Annotated in this window: 16 protein-coding genes; all 16 read left to right on the forward strand. The window is 71.3% G+C overall.

Annotation, left to right across the window (positions count from 1 at the left end):
* Positions 1–9 precede the first annotated feature (9 nt).
* The 16 genes from ABD437_RS18450 to ABD437_RS18525 are packed head-to-tail and all read left to right on the forward strand — an operon-like array spanning position 10 to position 15,869.
* A complete protein-coding gene (locus ABD437_RS18450; RefSeq protein WP_344650080.1) occupies positions 10–846 on the forward strand; it encodes a carbohydrate ABC transporter permease in 837 nt (278 codons plus the stop codon).
* Positions 843–1,202 carry a C-glycoside deglycosidase beta subunit domain-containing protein gene (locus ABD437_RS18455; RefSeq protein ID WP_344650081.1) on the forward strand — a complete coding sequence of 120 codons (360 nt, stop codon included), beginning with the start codon at positions 843–845 and terminating at the stop codon, positions 1,200–1,202. The genes ABD437_RS18450 and ABD437_RS18455 overlap by 4 nt, the downstream gene beginning before the upstream one ends.
* On the forward strand, positions 1,199–2,209 hold the full coding sequence (locus ABD437_RS18460; RefSeq protein ID WP_344650082.1) for a sugar phosphate isomerase/epimerase family protein: 1,011 nt from the start codon (positions 1,199–1,201) through the stop codon (positions 2,207–2,209). Before ABD437_RS18455 ends, ABD437_RS18460 begins: the two co-directional genes overlap by 4 nt.
* Positions 2,199–2,582, forward strand: a complete 384-nt coding sequence (locus tag ABD437_RS18465; protein WP_344650083.1) for a C-glycoside deglycosidase beta subunit domain-containing protein — start codon at positions 2,199–2,201, stop codon at positions 2,580–2,582. The genes ABD437_RS18460 and ABD437_RS18465 overlap by 11 nt, the downstream gene beginning before the upstream one ends.
* Entirely contained in the window at positions 2,579–3,577 is a 999-nt protein-coding gene (locus ABD437_RS18470; RefSeq protein WP_344650084.1) for a sugar phosphate isomerase/epimerase family protein, read from the forward strand. Before ABD437_RS18465 ends, ABD437_RS18470 begins: the two co-directional genes overlap by 4 nt.
* Entirely contained in the window at positions 3,574–4,347 is a 774-nt protein-coding gene (locus ABD437_RS18475; RefSeq protein WP_344650085.1) for a TIM barrel protein, read from the forward strand. Before ABD437_RS18470 ends, ABD437_RS18475 begins: the two co-directional genes overlap by 4 nt.
* A complete protein-coding gene (locus tag ABD437_RS18480) occupies positions 4,344–5,216 on the forward strand; it encodes a ThuA domain-containing protein (protein WP_344650086.1) in 873 nt (290 codons plus the stop codon). Before ABD437_RS18475 ends, ABD437_RS18480 begins: the two co-directional genes overlap by 4 nt.
* 11 nt (positions 5,217–5,227) lie before the next feature.
* Entirely contained in the window at positions 5,228–6,295 is a 1,068-nt protein-coding gene (locus tag ABD437_RS18485; protein ID WP_344650087.1) for a Gfo/Idh/MocA family protein, read from the forward strand.
* Positions 6,292–7,101: a redoxin family protein gene (locus tag ABD437_RS18490; RefSeq protein ID WP_344650088.1), complete on the forward strand. Its 810-nt coding sequence runs from the start codon at positions 6,292–6,294 to the stop codon at positions 7,099–7,101. Before ABD437_RS18485 ends, ABD437_RS18490 begins: the two co-directional genes overlap by 4 nt.
* Positions 7,098–8,579, forward strand: a complete 1,482-nt coding sequence (locus ABD437_RS18495) for a GMC oxidoreductase (RefSeq protein WP_344650089.1) — start codon at positions 7,098–7,100, stop codon at positions 8,577–8,579. The genes ABD437_RS18490 and ABD437_RS18495 overlap by 4 nt, the downstream gene beginning before the upstream one ends.
* A 44-nt stretch (positions 8,580–8,623) precedes the next feature.
* The gene (locus tag ABD437_RS18500) at positions 8,624–11,596 is read left to right on the forward strand and encodes an MFS transporter (RefSeq protein ID WP_344650090.1); all 2,973 of its coding nucleotides are present in this window, start codon (positions 8,624–8,626) and stop codon (positions 11,594–11,596) included.
* Positions 11,597–11,598: 2 nt separating this feature from the next.
* Entirely contained in the window at positions 11,599–11,985 is a 387-nt protein-coding gene (locus tag ABD437_RS18505) for a C-glycoside deglycosidase beta subunit domain-containing protein (RefSeq protein ID WP_344650175.1), read from the forward strand.
* The gene (locus tag ABD437_RS18510; protein ID WP_344650091.1) at positions 11,982–12,854 is read left to right on the forward strand and encodes a sugar phosphate isomerase/epimerase family protein; all 873 of its coding nucleotides are present in this window, start codon (positions 11,982–11,984) and stop codon (positions 12,852–12,854) included. Before ABD437_RS18505 ends, ABD437_RS18510 begins: the two co-directional genes overlap by 4 nt.
* Positions 12,854–13,795, forward strand: coding sequence for a sugar phosphate isomerase/epimerase family protein (locus ABD437_RS18515; RefSeq protein WP_344650092.1), 942 nt, complete (start codon positions 12,854–12,856; stop codon positions 13,793–13,795). The genes ABD437_RS18510 and ABD437_RS18515 overlap by 1 nt, the downstream gene beginning before the upstream one ends.
* Positions 13,792–14,889 (forward strand): sugar phosphate isomerase/epimerase family protein, encoded by a 1,098-nt coding sequence (locus tag ABD437_RS18520; protein ID WP_344650093.1) that lies wholly within the window; start codon positions 13,792–13,794, stop codon positions 14,887–14,889. Before ABD437_RS18515 ends, ABD437_RS18520 begins: the two co-directional genes overlap by 4 nt.
* Complete coding sequence (locus ABD437_RS18525) at positions 14,886–15,869, forward strand: sugar phosphate isomerase/epimerase family protein (protein ID WP_344650094.1); 984 nt, start codon at positions 14,886–14,888, stop codon at positions 15,867–15,869. The genes ABD437_RS18520 and ABD437_RS18525 overlap by 4 nt, the downstream gene beginning before the upstream one ends.
* Positions 15,870–15,871: the final 2 nt, after the last annotated feature.

A 15,871-nucleotide genomic window follows, 5' to 3' on the forward strand; every position in this document is an offset into this window, starting at 1 on the left:
GAGGCGTCGATGTTCCGCTACACCAGGAAGACGCTGGTCCTCGAGATCGTCACGATTCTCGCGGCCGTCGTCATGCTCATGCCGTTCTACTTCCTGATCTCCACGTCACTCAAGACGTCCGACCAGGTGCTGACCACGTCCTCGCTCTCGTTCCCGACGAGCCCGACGTTCGCCAACTTCACCGAGCTGCTGGCCGGACAGGCCTCCGACAGCATCTTCACCGGCCTGCTCAGCAGCCTGATCATCACCGCGGGAACGATCATCGGCCTGGTGGTGGTCGGCTCGCCGGCCGCGTACGTGCTCACCCGCGCGACCAGCCGCTGGGCCAACCGCACGTTCTACCTGTTCCTGATCGCGATCCTGCTGCCGACGCAGCTGGGCATCGTGCCGCTCTACGTCGGCGCGCGCACGCTCGGCCTGGTCGGCAGCCCGTGGGGCATGATCGTCGTCTACACCGGCACCCTCATCCCGCTGAGCGTGTTCCTCTACAGCGGGTTCTTCCGCCGGATGCCGCGCGACTACGAGGAAGCCGCCACCGTGGACGGCGCGTCCCGGACGCGGATCTTCACCAGCGTGGTGTTCCCGCTGATGGGGCCGGCGACCGGAACCGTGTCCATCCTCGCCGGGCTGATCGTGTGGAACGACTTCTTCACCGCGCTGATCTTCCTGAACGGTTCGGAGTCCCAGACGTTGCCGGTCGTCATGTACAACTACGTCGGCTCGCTGGTCTCCCAGTGGAACCTGATCTTCGCGGTCGTGATCGTGTCGATGGTGCCGATCCTCGCCTTCTATTTCTTCGCCCAGAAGCGCTTCATCCAGGGCTACGCCGGAGGGCTGAAGGGATGATGCCGGAAACGATCATCGAGTCGTACTCCGTGACCGGTTCCCGGGCCCGGATGTCGGTCCGGATGCCCTGGTACCGCGCGCTCCCGCTGAGTTCGGTGGCCGACGTCCGGTGGTTCCTCGACGGTGAACCGGTACCCCGCGAGTCGATCACCTGGACGGTGGACGGCACCACCTACGCGCTGGACGAGCTGCCGCCCAAGCACGACGAGTGGTGGTACGTGCTCGACTCCGCGGTGATCGAGGGGGACGCGCCGGTCGAGAACCCGACCGGAACCGCGGTCACGATCGCGCTCTACATCCCGTACATCACGACCGATCACGGTGTCCTTCTCATCGAGGAGTCCGATTCCCGATGATCCAAGGCGTCACGCTCTACAGCTTCACCCGGGCCTTCCACCAGCGGCGTTACACCTTCGAACAACTTGTTCGCGAAGTGGCCGGCCGCGGCCTCGGCCCCGGCCTGGAGATCGTCGGTTTCCAGAGCATCAAGGGCTTCCCGGTGCTGACCGACGAGTTCACCGGCCGCTTCCGCGACCTCGTCGCCGAGACCGGGCTGACCCCCACCTCGCTCGCCGCCAACGCCGACGCCGGCCTGCGCCGCGACCGCATGCTGACCGACGACGAACTCGTCGACTACATGCGCCCGCAGATCGCGGCCGCGAAGGCGCTCGGCTTCCCCGTCGTACGGGTGCAGATCTCGCTCACCCCTGACGACATGGAGCGCCTGCTCCCGGTGGCGGAACAGCACGACGTGACCCTGGGGCTGGAGATCCACTCGCACCAGCACCCGAAGCACCCGGCCATCCAGGCGCTGCTCGAGCGGTACGAGAAGCTCGGCTCGCCGCACCTGGGGTTCGTGCCCGACTGGGGCGCCTCGCTGCGCGCGGTGCCGTCCACGCTGCTCCGCCGCTACTCCGAGCTCGGTTACTCCGAGGACCTCCTCGACGCGCTGAACACCACCTGGCTGGAGCACCACCGGGAGGGCCCGCCGAGGACCGAGCAGCAGCACGGCCGCTGGTTCGGGCAGGTGATTCAGCTCGCGCACCGGCACGGCGCCGGCGACCGCGCGATCGAGATGGCGGTCAACCTGACCGGCCTGTTCGGCCACGCACCCGTGACCGACTGGGCCGACGTCCTGCCCTGGACCGTCCACACGCACGCCAAGTTCTACGAGATCGACGCCGACGGCGACGAGCCGTCGGTTCCGGTGCGCGACCTGGTCGCCCTCTGGAAGGCCCACGGCTACCGGGGCACCTACTCGTCCGAGTGGGAGGGCTTCCACTGGAACGCCGTGGACGACCCGTTCGCGATGGTCGCCGCCGAGCAGAAACTGATCCGAGAGGCACTGACCGATGGCCACTGACGACACCGTCCTCACCGACGACAGCCTCACCCGGCGCCCGGACGGCCTGGCGATCGCGCTGAAGATCCCCTGGTACCGCAGCCTCTGGCTGTCCAGCGTCAGCGGCGTCACGGTGGCGATCGACGGCAAACCGGCGACCGGCCTGACCGCGGAGCTCAACGGCCGCACGTACACGATCGACGAGCTCGGCGAGCAGTCCGAGACGCTCTGGTTCCTCCAGGACCGGCTCGTGATCCGCACGCCCGACGATCCCGGCACCGACACCGTCGACGTCGAGGTCAGCGTCGCGCTGCGGCTGCCGTACATGCAGATCAAACCCGGGCTCTACGTGACCAACCACGCCACCAACCGACGCGTACTGGAGGCACGGTGACCATCGAACTCGGTCTCACGCTCTACTCGCTCACCAGCGAGTGGGCCGCCGGTCGCTACGACCTCGACGGCCTGCTCGACGTCGTCGCGAAGGCCGGGATCGGGCCGGGCATCGAGATCAACGCGTCCCAGATGCTCCGCACCTATCCGCACGTCACCGACGAGTTCGTCCGCTCCTTCCGGGACACCATGGACCGGCACGGGTTCACCCCGACGTCGTTCGGCGCGAACCTCGACCTGGGCCGGCGGCGCGACCGCGACATGACGCCGGACGAGGAGTACGAGTTCACGGTCGCGCAGTTCCGCAGCGCGCACGCACTGGGCTACTCGAAGATCCGCATCCAGAGCGCGAAGCCGGAGCTGATCCGCCGCCTGCTGCCGCTCGCCGAGGAGCTCGACCTCACGCTCGGCTGGGAGATCCACGCGCCGATGGGGCCGAACTCCCCGCAGGTCGTGGCCATCCGCGAGACCTACGCCGAGTTCGACTCGCCCCGGCTCGGGTTCGTCGCCGACTTCTCCTCGACGATGCGCGGGATGTCACCGGCACTGTTCCACGGGCTCACCAAGAAGGGGCTCCGCGAGCAGGACCTGGAGGCGTTGCGGGTCATCTGGGCCAAGGACACCGGCATCAACGAACGGCACGCCGAGTTCGTCGAGTACCTGCACTCGCAGGGCATCGCCCCGGAGAGCCTCGGGTCGTTCGCGCGGCTGGCGTTCAACATGCATGGCCACGTCGACCCGCGCGAGTGGTCGGACATCATGCCGCAGATCGTCCACGTCCACGCGAAGTTCTACGACATCGACGAGAACGGCGACGAGCCCGCGCTGGACTACCCGGCGATCGTCCGGGAGTTCGTGGCCGGCGGCTACGACGGCTGGATGTCGAGCGAGTGGGAGGGGCACGCGTTCCTCGACCTCGACGAGGCCGACCCGGTGGACCTCGTCCGCAAGCAGCACGACCTGATCCGCCGATCGATCGCCGAGGCACACTCATGACCCAGCTGGCACCGAACATCGAGCTGCTCTTCACCGAAGCGGGCGAGCTCCCCGACCGGGTGCGCGCGGCCGCCGCGGCCGGGTTCGACGCGGTCGAGATCTGGAGCATCCTCGGCCCGGATCTGCCGTCGCTGAAAGCCGTGCTGGCCGAGACCGGGGTCACGCTCACCGCCGCGCTGGCCGAGTACCCGCCGGCGACGTCGTTCACCTGGCCGGACAGCGACCCGTCCGGGTATCTCGAGCGGGTCGAGCGCGCGGTCGAGGCGGCGGTCACGGTCGGCTGCCCGCGGATCGTCGTCGCCGGTGGCGTCGGGTTCCCCGGCCGGTCGCGCGCGGCGAACCTCGACCTCCTCGCGGAGGTCTTCACCCAGGCGGTGGCCCGGGTCGCGGGCTCCGGCGTGACGCTGGTGGTGGAGCCGGTCAACACCCGGGTCAACCACCCCGGCGCGCTGCTCGACCGCACCGCGGACGCGGTCCAGGTGGCGCGCGCGGTGGACGACGATTCCTTCGGCGTCCTCTACGACCTCTACCACTCGGTCACCGAGGGCGAAGACCCCGCGGCCGTGCTCGCCGACGCCGGTGCCCTGGTCAAGTACGTGCAGATCGCCGACGTCCCCGGACGCGGCGAGCCCGGCACCGGGGCAATCGATTGGGCCTCGTCGTTCGCGACGCTCCGGGCGGCGGGGTACGACGGCCCGATCGGGCTCGAGTACTACCCGACCGTCGGCTCGGCCGAGTCGGTGAAGCCCGTCGTCGCGCTCGCGTCGTGACGAAGATCGACGTGCTCCTGGCCACCGGCCTGGTGAGCGAGGAACACGACAACGCCCACCGCAGCTTCCGGCACCACACCGGGATGATCACCGCGCTGCTGGAGTCGACGGGCCGGTTCCGGGTGCGCGTGCTGGAGGAGTTCCGCGGCGCCGGGACGGACCTGATCGACCGGTACGACGTCGTGCTGGTGATGTACGAGGGCCGGCGGAACTACTTCGACGCGGCCGAGGGCTTCGGCCCGGTGACGAACGAGGCGCTGCTGCGCTTCGTCCGCGACGACGGCAAGGGCATGGTCTGGTTCCACGGCTCGTCGGTGCAGGAGGACTCCTGGGGCTGGCCCGAGGAGTTCGACCGGATGCGCGGCGCGAAACTCAGCGCCGCGACCGGTCTCCGGCCGCGGCCACCGGGCCAGGTGACGGTCCGCACGCGGCCGGGGCACCCGATCACCGACGGTGTCTCGCCGGAGTGGACGCTCACCAACGACGACATCCTCACCGGCGTCCGGATCCACCCCGGCACCGAGGTGCTGCTGACCGTGTTCGACGACGTCGAGACGTACCGGGCCGCCGGTTGGCCGCGGCCGCACACGCCGGTCGTCGTCGGGGACGGCGGCCTGGACGCGCTGCCGGGCATGAACACCGATCAGCCGCTGGCCTGGGCGAACGAGTGGGGGAGCGGGCGCTGTTTCTCGCTGACCCCCGGCCACGACTGGGACACGTTCCGGCGCCCGGACTACATGACGCTGCTGTGTCGCGGCGTCGAGTGGGCGGCGACCGGTGCGGCGACGATCGCACCGCCCGACCGGGCCGGCGAGAACCGCTGGCGGGTCTGGCCCTACTACGCCGGCGACACGTCTCGCTGGGACTGAAGGAGCTATCGATGGCTGATCGGATCAGGGCCGGCATCGTCGGCGTCGGTTTCATGGGTACGGTGCACGCGCGGGCGATCCGGCGCGCGGGTGGCGTCGTCGTGGGCGCGGTGGGATCGACCCCGGAGTCGTCGCGCGCGGCCACCGAGCGTCTCGGCGCGGAACGCCCGTTCGACACGGTCGACGAGCTGCTCGCCGACGGTGACCTCGACGTGCTGCACATCTGCACGCCGAACGCGTCGCACGCGCCGCTGGTGCGGGCCGCGGTCGTGGCCGGGGTGCACGTGGTCTGCGAGAAGCCGCTGGCCGTGGGCCGGGCCGAGGCCGACGAACTGCTCGCGCTGGTCACCGGCGCCGGGCTCACCGCGACCGTGCCGTTCGTCTACCGCTTCTACCCGACCGTCCGCGAGGCCCGGCAGCGCGTCGCCGACGGGACCACGGGGCCCGTCCGGCTGCTTCACGGGTCGTACCTGCAGGACTGGCTGGTCGAGGAGACCGACGACAACTGGCGCGTCGACGCCGCGGCGGGCGGGCCGTCGCGTGCGTTCGGTGACATCGGTGTGCACTGGTGCGACCTGGCCGAGTTCGTCAGCGGGCAGCGGATCACGCACGTGGCCGCGCAGACCCTCACCGCGGTCCCGGAGCGCGGCGGCCGGCCGGTGACCACCGAGGACGCCGCCGTGCTGGTGTTCCGCACCGGCGACGGCGCGCTCGGCAACGTCACGATCAGCCAGATCACGCCCGGCCGCAAGAACCGGCTCTGGTTCTCGGTCGACGGGTCGGCCGAGAGCCTGAGCTTCGACCAGGAGAACCCGGAGGCGCTGTGGATCGGCGGCCGGGACGTCAACCGGCAGCTGCTCCGGGGCGCGTTCGCATCGCGGTACACGACCACGCCGGCCGGTCACCCGCAGGGCTACCAGGACTGTTTCGACGCGTTCGTCGCCGACAGCTACGCCGCGATCGCCGGGGACGCGCCGGACGGGCTGCCGACGTTCGCCGACGGTGCCCGCGCCGCCGCCCTGATCGAGGCGGTCCTCGAATCCGCACGCACCCGGGCCTGGGCGGAGGTGCCGGCATGACCCGCCTCGCCGTGGGGGAGAACGCCCCGTGGATCCCCGCCGCGAACACGGTGACGGTCGTGGTGTTCACCTCGCTGGGCTGTCCGTACGCGCAGGCCTGGCACGACCGGATCCAGGCCGTCGGTCGCGACTACGCCGCTCAGGGCGTCGAACTGGTGCAGGTGATCAGTAACGACCCGACCCACCGGCCGGAGGACGCCCGACCGGCCGCACCGTTCGTGCACGATGCGGACCAGGCGTTCGCGCGGGCGTTCGGGGCGACCGCGACGCCCGAGGTGTTCGTGCTCGACCGGGACGGGGTCGTGCGGTACCACGGTGCGCCGGACGGGGACTACGACGACCCGGCGCGCGACGCCGAATGGGTGCGCGCGGCGCTGGACGACGTGCTCGCCGGGCGGAACGTGCGCCGGCCCTGGACCTCACCGGCCGGGTGCTCGATCAAGTGGCGCGTGGAGCTGCTGTGGTGGGACGGGTGCCCGAGCCGGGGACGCGCCGCCGACCTGCTCCGGGACACCCTCGCCGACCTGGGCCGCGACGACGTGACCGTGGTCGAACGGCAGATCCGGAACCGCGCCGACGCGACCGACCGGAGTTTCCCCGGGTCGCCGACGTTCCAGGTCGGTCGCCGCGACCTGTTCCCCACCGCGACCGAACCGTCGCTGACCTGCCGGGTCTACCGGCGCGCCGACGGCCGGTCGTCCCCGCTGCCCGGCGCCGACGAGCTGAGCACCGCCCTGCGCGAGGCGCTGGCCCGGCCCTGGGACCTGCCGGGCTGGGTGGACCACCGCAAGGAGACCGCGTCATGACGCGCGTGCTGATCGTCGGTTCGGGTCCGAACGGCGCGACGTACGCCCGCACGGTCCTCGACGAGGTGCCCGGTGCGACCGTGCTCATGGTCGAGGCCGGGCCGGTCATCGACCGTCCACTCGGCATGAACGTGCGGAACATCCCGGACGCGGACGCGCAGGCGGCCGCGCGGCTGGCCTCGCAGGGACGCACCGGCGCGGCCGGTATCGCCGGTCTGCCGCTCGGCGCGGTCGTCGAGGGCACGGTCACGGCCCGGCAGGGCACCCACCTGATCGGCCGGGCCGCGGAGGGCTCGCCGGGCCTGCCCGCGGCCGCGCTGGCGACCTGCGTCGGCGGGCAGGGCGCGCACTGGACGTGCGCCACCCCGCGGCCGAGCGGCGGCGAACGGATCGGGTTCCTGCCCGACCTGGACGCGCGGCTCGACGAGGCCGAGGCGCTGCTGCACGTCACGAAGTCGGCGTTCGGCGACGCGCCCCAGGCCACCGCGATCCTGGAGCGCCTGAGCGAGGAGTTCGCGCCGGACCGGATCGGGGTGCGGTCGCTGCCGGTCGCCGCCGACGAGCTCCCGGACGGGTCGCTGCGCTGGGGCGGCACCGACGTGGTGCTCGGACCGGTGGTCGACGATCCGCGGTTCACCCTGCGGTCGTTCACCTTGTGCGTCCGGCTGCTGCGCGAGGGACCGCGGGTCGTCGGCGCGGTGCTGCGGAACCTGGCCACCGGCGCCGAGGAGAGCGTGACGGCGGACGCGGTCGTGGTCGCGGCCGACGCGATCCGCACACCGCAGCTGCTGTGGGCGTCGGGGATCCGGCCGGCCGCGCTGGGCCGGTACCTGACCGAACACCCGCTGATCTTCGGCGTGGTCGCGGTGCGGGCCGGGGTGCTGCCGCCGGTGACCGGACCGGCCGTGGACCCGGTGCGCGCCGTGGTGTCGGTCGGCTACGACGAGGACCACCACCCGTTCCACGCCCAGGTCATGTACACGCCGGTGTGTCCGGTGCCGCTCCCGGCCGACTCGCCGCACCGGAACAGCGCGGGCGGCTACGTCGGGATGGGCTGGGGCGTGCGGAAGTGGCCGCGGGCCGAAGACCGGGTGATCCTCGACGACACGCAGCCGGACGAGGACGGGTTGCCGTCCATCCGGATCGCGTACGAACTCACGGATCGCGAACAGGCGGAGATCGAGCGCGCGCAGAAGATCCAGGCCCGCGCCGCGGCCGCGCTGGGGTCGTTCGTCGACGGGATGCCCCGCGTGCTGCCGGCCGGTAGCTCGCTGCACTACATGGGCACGGTCCGGATGGGGCCGGTCGACGACGGCACGAGTGTCTGCGATCCGAACAGCCGGGTGTGGGGTGTGGACGGGCTGGTGCTCGCCGGCAACGGGCTGATCCCCACCGCCAACACCTGCAACCCCACGCTCACCAGCGTCGCGCTCTCCCTCCGGGGAGCCCACGCGCTGACCGCGGAGCTGCGCCGCTGAGCGGGCCGAGTGCTCGGCTCTCCCGAGCGCCTTCGGAGCGGCGGATGTTGTTCGTCGCGCTCGTCGTCGTCACGCTGCTCACCGCGATGGACGCGACGATCGTCGCCACCGCGTTGCCGACGATCGTCGCCGACCTGGGCGGCGAGCGGGACCTGGCGTGGATCTTCGTCGCCTACACGCTCGCGGTGACGATCGCGATGCCGATGTTCGGCCGGCTCGGTGACCTGCGCGGCCGCCGCACCCTGTTCCTCTCCTCGATCGCCGCGTTCGTGCTGACGTCGCTGCTCTGCGGGTTCGTCACCGGCTTCGGCCAGCTGATCGCGCTGCGCTTCGGCCAGGGCATCGGCGGCGGCGGGATCACGGTGCTGAGCCTGGCCGTGGTGGCCGACGCGGTCCCGGCCCGGGAGCGGGGCCGGTTCCTCGCGCCGATCACCGCGGTGTACGGGATCGCCAGCGTCGTCTCGCCGCTGCTCGGCGGCACGCTGACCGACACCGTCGGGTGGCGGTGGATCTTCTGGGTCAACGCGCCGCTCGGTGCGCTGGCGCTGCTGCTGGCGTGGGTGTCGGTGCCGGCGGTCGCCGTCCGGGCGCGGGCCCGCTTCGACTGGACCGGCACCGCGCTGCTCACGACCTGGACCACCGGCGCGGTGCTGTTCGCGGCGTGGGGCGGATCGCGCATCGCCTGGTCGTCGCCGCGGCTCTGGGCGATCGCGCTCGGCGCCCTGGCCGGGTTCGCGGCGTTCGTCGCCTGGAGCCGGGGCCGGGAGCACCCGATCGTGCCGCTCTGGATGTTCCGGCACCGGGTCGTGGTGATCAGCAGTGGCCTCGCGTTCGTGGTCGGGGCCGCGGTGTTCGGCATGGTCGGGTACCTGCCGGGGCTGATGCAGGCGGTGTACGGGCTGCCGGCGACCGTCGCCGGTTCCGTGGTGCTGCCGATGGTCGCCGGGATCATGCTGACCTCGATCTGGACCGGGCACCGGGTCGCACGGACCGGCCGGTACCGCTCGTTCCCGGTCTACGGGAGCCTCGCCGGCGCGGTGGCGCTGGTGGGGCTGGCCACGATCGGTACCGGCACCCCGGTAGCGCTGATCGGGCTCTTCATCGGGGTGCTCGGCCTCGGCGTCGGGTGCTTCAACCAGGTGATGACGGTGGCCGTCCAGGACGCGATGCCGGCCGCGGTCGTCGGCACCGCCACCGCGGCGGTGACGCTGGTCCGCGAACTCGGGGTGACGCTCGGCTCGGCCGCGCTCGGCGGGCTGCTCGGCGCGCGGCTCCTGGCCGGGCTGGGCGACCGGGCCGCGCTGGCCGGGCTCTCCCCGGCCCGGCTCCGCGAGCTCCCCGACGCCGCCCGCGAGCTCTACGCGCAGACCTACCTCACCGCGATGCGCCCCCTGTTCCTCGGCCTGGTGCTGCTCTTCCTCCTCGCGCTGGCCGCCTCCGCGTTCCTTCCCGACCACCGCCTGAGCGCGGCTCCCCCTTCCGTTCCGATCGGAGACGACATGACCTATCCCGACGACGTCGACGTGGCCATCGTCGGCAGCGGACCGACCGGCGCGGCGTACGCCCGGATCCTCACCGAGCGGGCCCCGTCCGCGCGGATCGCCGTGTTCGAGGCCGGGCCGGTCCTCACCGATCCACCGGGCATGCACGTCAAGAACATCGCCGACGACGCCGAGCGCATCGCGGCGCAGCGCCGCTCCGAGGGCCTGCGCCCGCACACCGACAGCACGGCCGGCGAGTACGCCGACCCGGCCCGCCGCGTCGTGCGCCCCGGCACGTTCCTTCTCGAGTCCGGCTACCAGGTCGACGGGGAGGACGGCCTTCCCGCGCTCGCGATGTCGACGAACGTCGGCGGCATGGGGGCGCACTGGACCGGGGCGTGCCCGCGCCCCGGCGACGCCGAGCGGATCGACTTCCTGCCGGACCTCGACGAGCTGCTGGACGAGGCCGAGCGCCTGCTCTCCGTCGACAAGCACCCGTTCGCCGGCGCGCCCTACACCGACGTGGTCCGCGACCGGCTCGCGGCCGAGTTCGACCCGGGCCGGGCGGCGGACCGGCGCGTGCAGCCGATGCCCCTGGCCGTGCACCGCCGCGACGACGGCGCGTTGATCTGGAGCGGCCCGGACGTGGTGTTCGGCGACGTCACGCGGGACAACCCGAACTTCTCGCTGTACGCCGAGTCGCCGGTGAAGCGGGTGCTGATCGAGGACGGGAAAGCCGTCGGGGTGCACGTCAACGGCGTGGACGTGCGGGCGCGGTACGTGGTCGTCGCGTGCGACGCGCTGCGCACCCCGCAGCTGCTGTTCGCCTCCGGAGTACGCCTGCCCGCGCTCGGCCGGTACCTGAACGACCAGCCGCAGACCGTGTTCGCGATCCGGCTCCGCGATGTGCGCGAACCGGCCGCGGACACCGGCGACGCGACCGAGATCGTCGGGCAGAGCGGCGTCGGCTGGGTCCCCTACACCGACGAGCACCCGTTCCACGGTCAGGTCATGCAGCTCGACGCGTCGCCGATCCCGCTGGTGTCCGACGACGAACCCGCGCTCGGCACGATCGTCGGCCTGGGCTGGTTCTGCGGCAAGGACCTCCAGGCGTCCGACCGCATCGAGTTCGACGAGGACACCACCGACGACTACGGGATGCCGAAGCCGACGATCCACTACCGGTTGACGCCCCGCGACCACGAGACGCTGGCCCGTGCCCGTACCGCGATCCTCCGGGCCGCGACCGCGCTCGGCGAACACATCGGCACCGACCCGTTCGTGCTCTCGCCCGGGGCCTCACTGCACTACCAGGGCACGACCCGGATGGGCCCGGTCGACGACGGCACCAGCGTCTGCGGCCCGAACTCCGAGGTCTGGGGCGTCGACGGGCTCTACGTCGCCGGCAACAACGTCATCCCGACGCCGATCGCCTGCAACCCCACGCTGACCTCGGTGGCGCTCGCCGTGACCGGGGCGCGGAACATCGCGGCCCACCTCACCACGCCCACCGCGGCAGCAACGACAGGACGGTGACCATGCTCGACGTACCGATGATCCAGACCAGGGGCTTCCGGAACTCCGACGGCGGCTTCCAGGTCCGGCTCCGCCTCCCGTATTACCGGGGGGTCTGGACGAACCTGCTCGAAGGCGTCTCGCTGACCGTCGACGGCGAGGAGTACGCCGCCGACACGATCGGCTGGACCCTGGCCGGCACCGACTACACGCTGGCCGAACTGGTCGGCTCGGACACCGCACGCTGGCCGGTCGACGTCCCGGCGACGCTGACCGTTCCCCGCGGCGAGCCGCTGTCGATCGGCTTCCACACGGTCGCGGCCGAACTGCGGTTGCACATGTCGTACATCCCCGAAGAGCTCCAGCCGACGATCTGGAGCGAAGAGCGCAGGCTGGTGATCACGCGATGAAGCTCGGTGTCTCCCTCTACAGCTACACGTCGGAGTTCGGTACCACTCTCACGCTCGACGACTGCATCGAGGACGTGGCCGACCTGGGCGCCTCGGGGCTGGAGATCCTCGGCGAGGCGCACGTCGAGAACTACCCGTCGCCGTCCACCGCGTGGATCGACGCCTGGTTCGCGCGGCTGTCGCGGTGGGAACTCACCCCCACCTGCTACGGCTCCTGGGTCGACACCCGGCGCGGCCGGCGGCCGATCACCGTCGACGAGGCCGTGGCCCAGCTGGAGACCGACATCCGGCTGGCGTCCACCCTCGGCTTCGCGTACGTGCGGCCGAAGCTCGGCGTCGTCACCGACGACCTGGAGCCGGACCCGGTCTGGGAGCCGGCCACCGAGCGGGTGCTCGACCTGGCGGCCGAGAAGAACGTGATCATCTGCCCGGAGATCCACTGGCCGAGCGTCATCAAGTCGAAGGTCGTCGACGACTACCTCGCGTTCATCCAGCGCACCGGCACGTCGCACTTCGCACTCCTGATGGACACCGGCGTGTTCCAGACGTCGATGCACCGGCGCACCGGGGGCGTCGCGTCGCGGATGGGCGACAAGGGCGGCCGCCCGCCGGAGGTCCCGGTCGTGCCGGTCTCCGACCTGGAGGACGTCCTCGATCACGTCTGCCACGTCCAGGCCAAGTTCTACGAGATCGACGACGACCTGCAGGACCACTACATCCCGTGGAAGGAGTTCCTCGACCTGCTGACCCGCCGGGGCTGGGACGGCTGGCTGTCGAGCGAGTACGAGGGCGACTACGGCGTCGGCCGGGCCTCGGACCAGCTGCGCCGCCAGCACGCGCTGATCCGGACCCTCAGCGACGTGCGCTGATGGAGCGGCGCATCAAGTGGAGCTACATGGACCACTGGCGCAGTGACGGCCCGGCCGGGCCGATCGACCAGTGGCACTCGGTGAAGACCATGTCGCGGTTCCTCAAACAGATCAAAGCCACGGGCTTCGACGCGATCGACACGTTCGACTTCCGCATCGGGCAGATCTTCGGCGACTACGGCAGCCCGGCGAAGTACCAGGAGATGGTGCAGGACCACGGCCTCGAACGCATCGTGAACACGTTCCACGCGGCGGACTACGACGTCCGGAACTACGCCCCGCACGTGCCGGAGACGCACGCGACCATCCTCGAGGACTTCCGGGTCACGCTGGGGCTCTGGTCGAGCATCCAGCTGGACAACATCATCGTGATGCCGGCGACGCTCTACTACGACATGGAGCCGGTCACCGAGGACAAGCTCAAGCACGCCGCCGAGCTGTGGAACAAGGTCGGCGCGATCACCGCCGCCGCCGGGGTGCGGCTCACCTGCCACCACGAGTTCTTCTGCGGCATCCAGAGCGAAGCCGACATCGAGACGTTCTACTCGTACACCGACCCGCGCTACGTGCACCTCTTCGTCGACACCGCGCAGCACTGCATCGCCGGCGTCGACCCGGTCGCGCTGTACCGGCGGCACGCCGACCGGGTCAGCGGGTTCCACTTCAAGGACACCCGGAACATCGCCACCGGGGACGACCACCGGCACCGGCCGGACTCGGAGATCATGGCGCCGACCACCGGGAAGTGGTTCTACGAGATGGGCACGGACCAGGGCCTGGTCGACTTCGAGGCGATGATGACCGCGGTTCGTGACCACGAGTACCGGGGCTGGATCTCGGTCGAGCACGACAAGGCCAACAAGGAGGGCGGCGACTACTCGGAGAGCACCGCCGTCGCGCGGTGGTACGCCGCGAACGTCCTCGAACGGATCTACTCGTGAGCGGCATCCGCTGGGGCTACGCGATCAACCAGTGGAAGCCCCAGTTCGACGACTTCGTCCGGCGGGAGCAGCACGAACGGGCGTTCAAGACGATTGCGGTCGCCGGTTTCACCGGGGTCGAGCTGACGTCGGGCACCGGCCGGTGGGAGCCGCTGGGCAACCCGGGGCAGCTGGTGGCGAACTTCGGCTCGCTGAAGGGGTTCCGCACGTTCCTCGGCGACTGTGCGCTCGACGGCGTGAGCAGCTGGTTCCTCGACCCGCAGCCGCGGTCGGCGGAGCATCTCACCGGCCCGTACTCCCTGCTGGAGCCGGCCGACGTGCCCGGGATCGTGGAGCGGGCCCGGGAGTTCGCCGCGGCACTGGCCGAGCTGGGCGGCTCGGTGCTGGTCGTCCCGGCCGGCCCCGCGGCCGGCGACCTCCCGCCCGGCGCCGGTCCGGCCGGCGACCTCCCGCCCGGCGCCGGTCCGGCCGGCGACCTCCCGCCCGGTCCCGCGGCCGGCGACCTCCCGCCCGGCGCCGGTCCGGCCGGTGGTGGCGGGCTCGACGACGCCGGGCTCGATGCGCTGGCCGCCTGCTGGGAGGCCGTCGGGACGGCGACCAGGGCCGAGGGGATCCACACCGCACTGCACGTCGATTTCCTGTCCGCACTGCGCACCGGCGACGCACTCGATCAGCTGCTGCGCCGCACGGATCCCGACCTCGTCGGCCTGGCCCTGGACACCGGGGAACTCACGGTCGCCGGCCTGGACCCGCTCGCCGTCGTCGAACGGCACGGTGACCGGATCCGGCACGTGCAGTTCAAGGACGCCCTGGACCGCGACACCGACGAGGAGTACCGCCAGGAGCACGCCCACTGGACCGTCCGGGTCCGCGGCGGCGCCCGCGAGGTACCGCGCTGGTTCGGCGAACCGGGCGGCGACGGCGGCACCGTCGACTTCGCCGCGCTCACCCGCGCTCTCGTCGCCGCCGGCTACTCCGGCTGGATCGTGTTCGAGAGCGACCAGAGCCCGCACCCAGCGGCGAGTGCGCTGCTCGGCGGCTACCTGCTGCAGCGGGACCTCCGCCCGCTCGTCTCCGGAAAGGACCGGGCATGAGCATCAAGCGCGGCGTGAGCCTGTACTCGTTCCAGGAGGAGACGTTCCTGCGGACGTTGGACCTCGAGGACTGCATCCGGATCTGCAGCGAGATGGGGGCGTACGGGATCGAGATCATCCCCGAGCAGTCGCTCCCGCACTTCACCGACCTGGACGACGAGTTCGTCGCCACCTGGTTCGCCTGGATGGAGAAGTACGGAACGACCCCCACCGCGACGAACTCCTACCTCGACACCCGGCTGCGTCCGGGGGAGTGGCTGAGCCTGGAGGAGCAGGTCGCGTCGATCCGCACCGACATCGACGTGGCCGTTCGGCTGGGGATGCCGATCGTCAAGGCGACGATCAACACGTCACCCGAGGTGATGGCGGGCGCCGCGCCGTACGCGGAGGAGAAGGGCGTGCGCCTGCTCATCGAGGTGCACGCCCCGTTCCACTACGAGCACCCGTGGATCCTCGAGCACCTGGACGTGATGCACCGGCCGGGCATGTCGGCGCTCGGCCTGATGCCGGACATGATGACGTTCGTCGAACGGTTCCCGCTGGTCGTGAAGGAGCGGGCGCTGCGTGACGGCGCGAACCCGCGCATCGTGGACTACATCGTCAAGCTCTACGACGACCACGGCGACACCCACGCGCTGATGGACATCGTGAACTACCGGGGCGGAGGCCCGCGCGAGTACGAGCTGGCCCGGGTCGCCGGCCACTACATCTGGTCCGACCCGCGGGCGATGCTCGAGCACATGCCGCTGATCCACCACGTCCAGGCCAAGTTCTACGACATGGGCGACGACGGCACGGAGTACTCGATCCCCTACGACCGCATCGTGCCCCTGCTGGTCGAGGGCGGGTTCAGCGGCTACCTGTCCAGCGAGTACGAGGGCAACCGCCACATCCAGGACGCGTATCCGGTCGACAGCGTCGAGCAGGTGCGCCGCCAGCAGGCGATGTTCGTCCGCCTGCTCGGTGAGAACGAGGGGTGAGC

It is taken from the genome of Cryptosporangium japonicum (assembly GCF_039524755.1).
Classification (GTDB): domain Bacteria; phylum Actinomycetota; class Actinomycetes; order Mycobacteriales; family Cryptosporangiaceae; genus Cryptosporangium; species Cryptosporangium japonicum.

Bases quoted from the DNA above. Each gene is read 5' to 3' on its own strand.
- ABD437_RS18510 (WP_344650091.1), top strand. From the start codon at position 11,982: ATGAAGCTCGGTGTCTCCCTCTACAGCTACACGTCGGAGTTCGGTACC.
- ABD437_RS18490 (WP_344650088.1), top strand. From the start codon at position 6,292: ATGACCCGCCTCGCCGTGGGGGAGAACGCCCCGTGGATCCCCGCCGCG.
- ABD437_RS18495 (WP_344650089.1), top strand. From the start codon at position 7,098: ATGACGCGCGTGCTGATCGTCGGTTCGGGTCCGAACGGCGCGACGTAC.
- ABD437_RS18525 (WP_344650094.1), top strand. From the start codon at position 14,886: ATGAGCATCAAGCGCGGCGTGAGCCTGTACTCGTTCCAGGAGGAGACG.
- ABD437_RS18485 (WP_344650087.1), top strand. From the start codon at position 5,228: ATGGCTGATCGGATCAGGGCCGGCATCGTCGGCGTCGGTTTCATGGGT.
- ABD437_RS18460 (WP_344650082.1), top strand. From the start codon at position 1,199: ATGATCCAAGGCGTCACGCTCTACAGCTTCACCCGGGCCTTCCACCAG.
- ABD437_RS18455 (WP_344650081.1), top strand. From the start codon at position 843: ATGATGCCGGAAACGATCATCGAGTCGTACTCCGTGACCGGTTCCCGG.
- ABD437_RS18505 (WP_344650175.1), top strand. From the start codon at position 11,599: ATGCTCGACGTACCGATGATCCAGACCAGGGGCTTCCGGAACTCCGAC.
- ABD437_RS18465 (WP_344650083.1), top strand. From the start codon at position 2,199: ATGGCCACTGACGACACCGTCCTCACCGACGACAGCCTCACCCGGCGC.
- ABD437_RS18475 (WP_344650085.1), top strand. From the start codon at position 3,574: ATGACCCAGCTGGCACCGAACATCGAGCTGCTCTTCACCGAAGCGGGC.
- ABD437_RS18500 (WP_344650090.1), top strand. From the start codon at position 8,624: ATGTTGTTCGTCGCGCTCGTCGTCGTCACGCTGCTCACCGCGATGGAC.
- ABD437_RS18515 (WP_344650092.1), top strand. From the start codon at position 12,854: ATGGAGCGGCGCATCAAGTGGAGCTACATGGACCACTGGCGCAGTGAC.
- ABD437_RS18450 (WP_344650080.1), top strand. From the start codon at position 10: ATGTTCCGCTACACCAGGAAGACGCTGGTCCTCGAGATCGTCACGATT.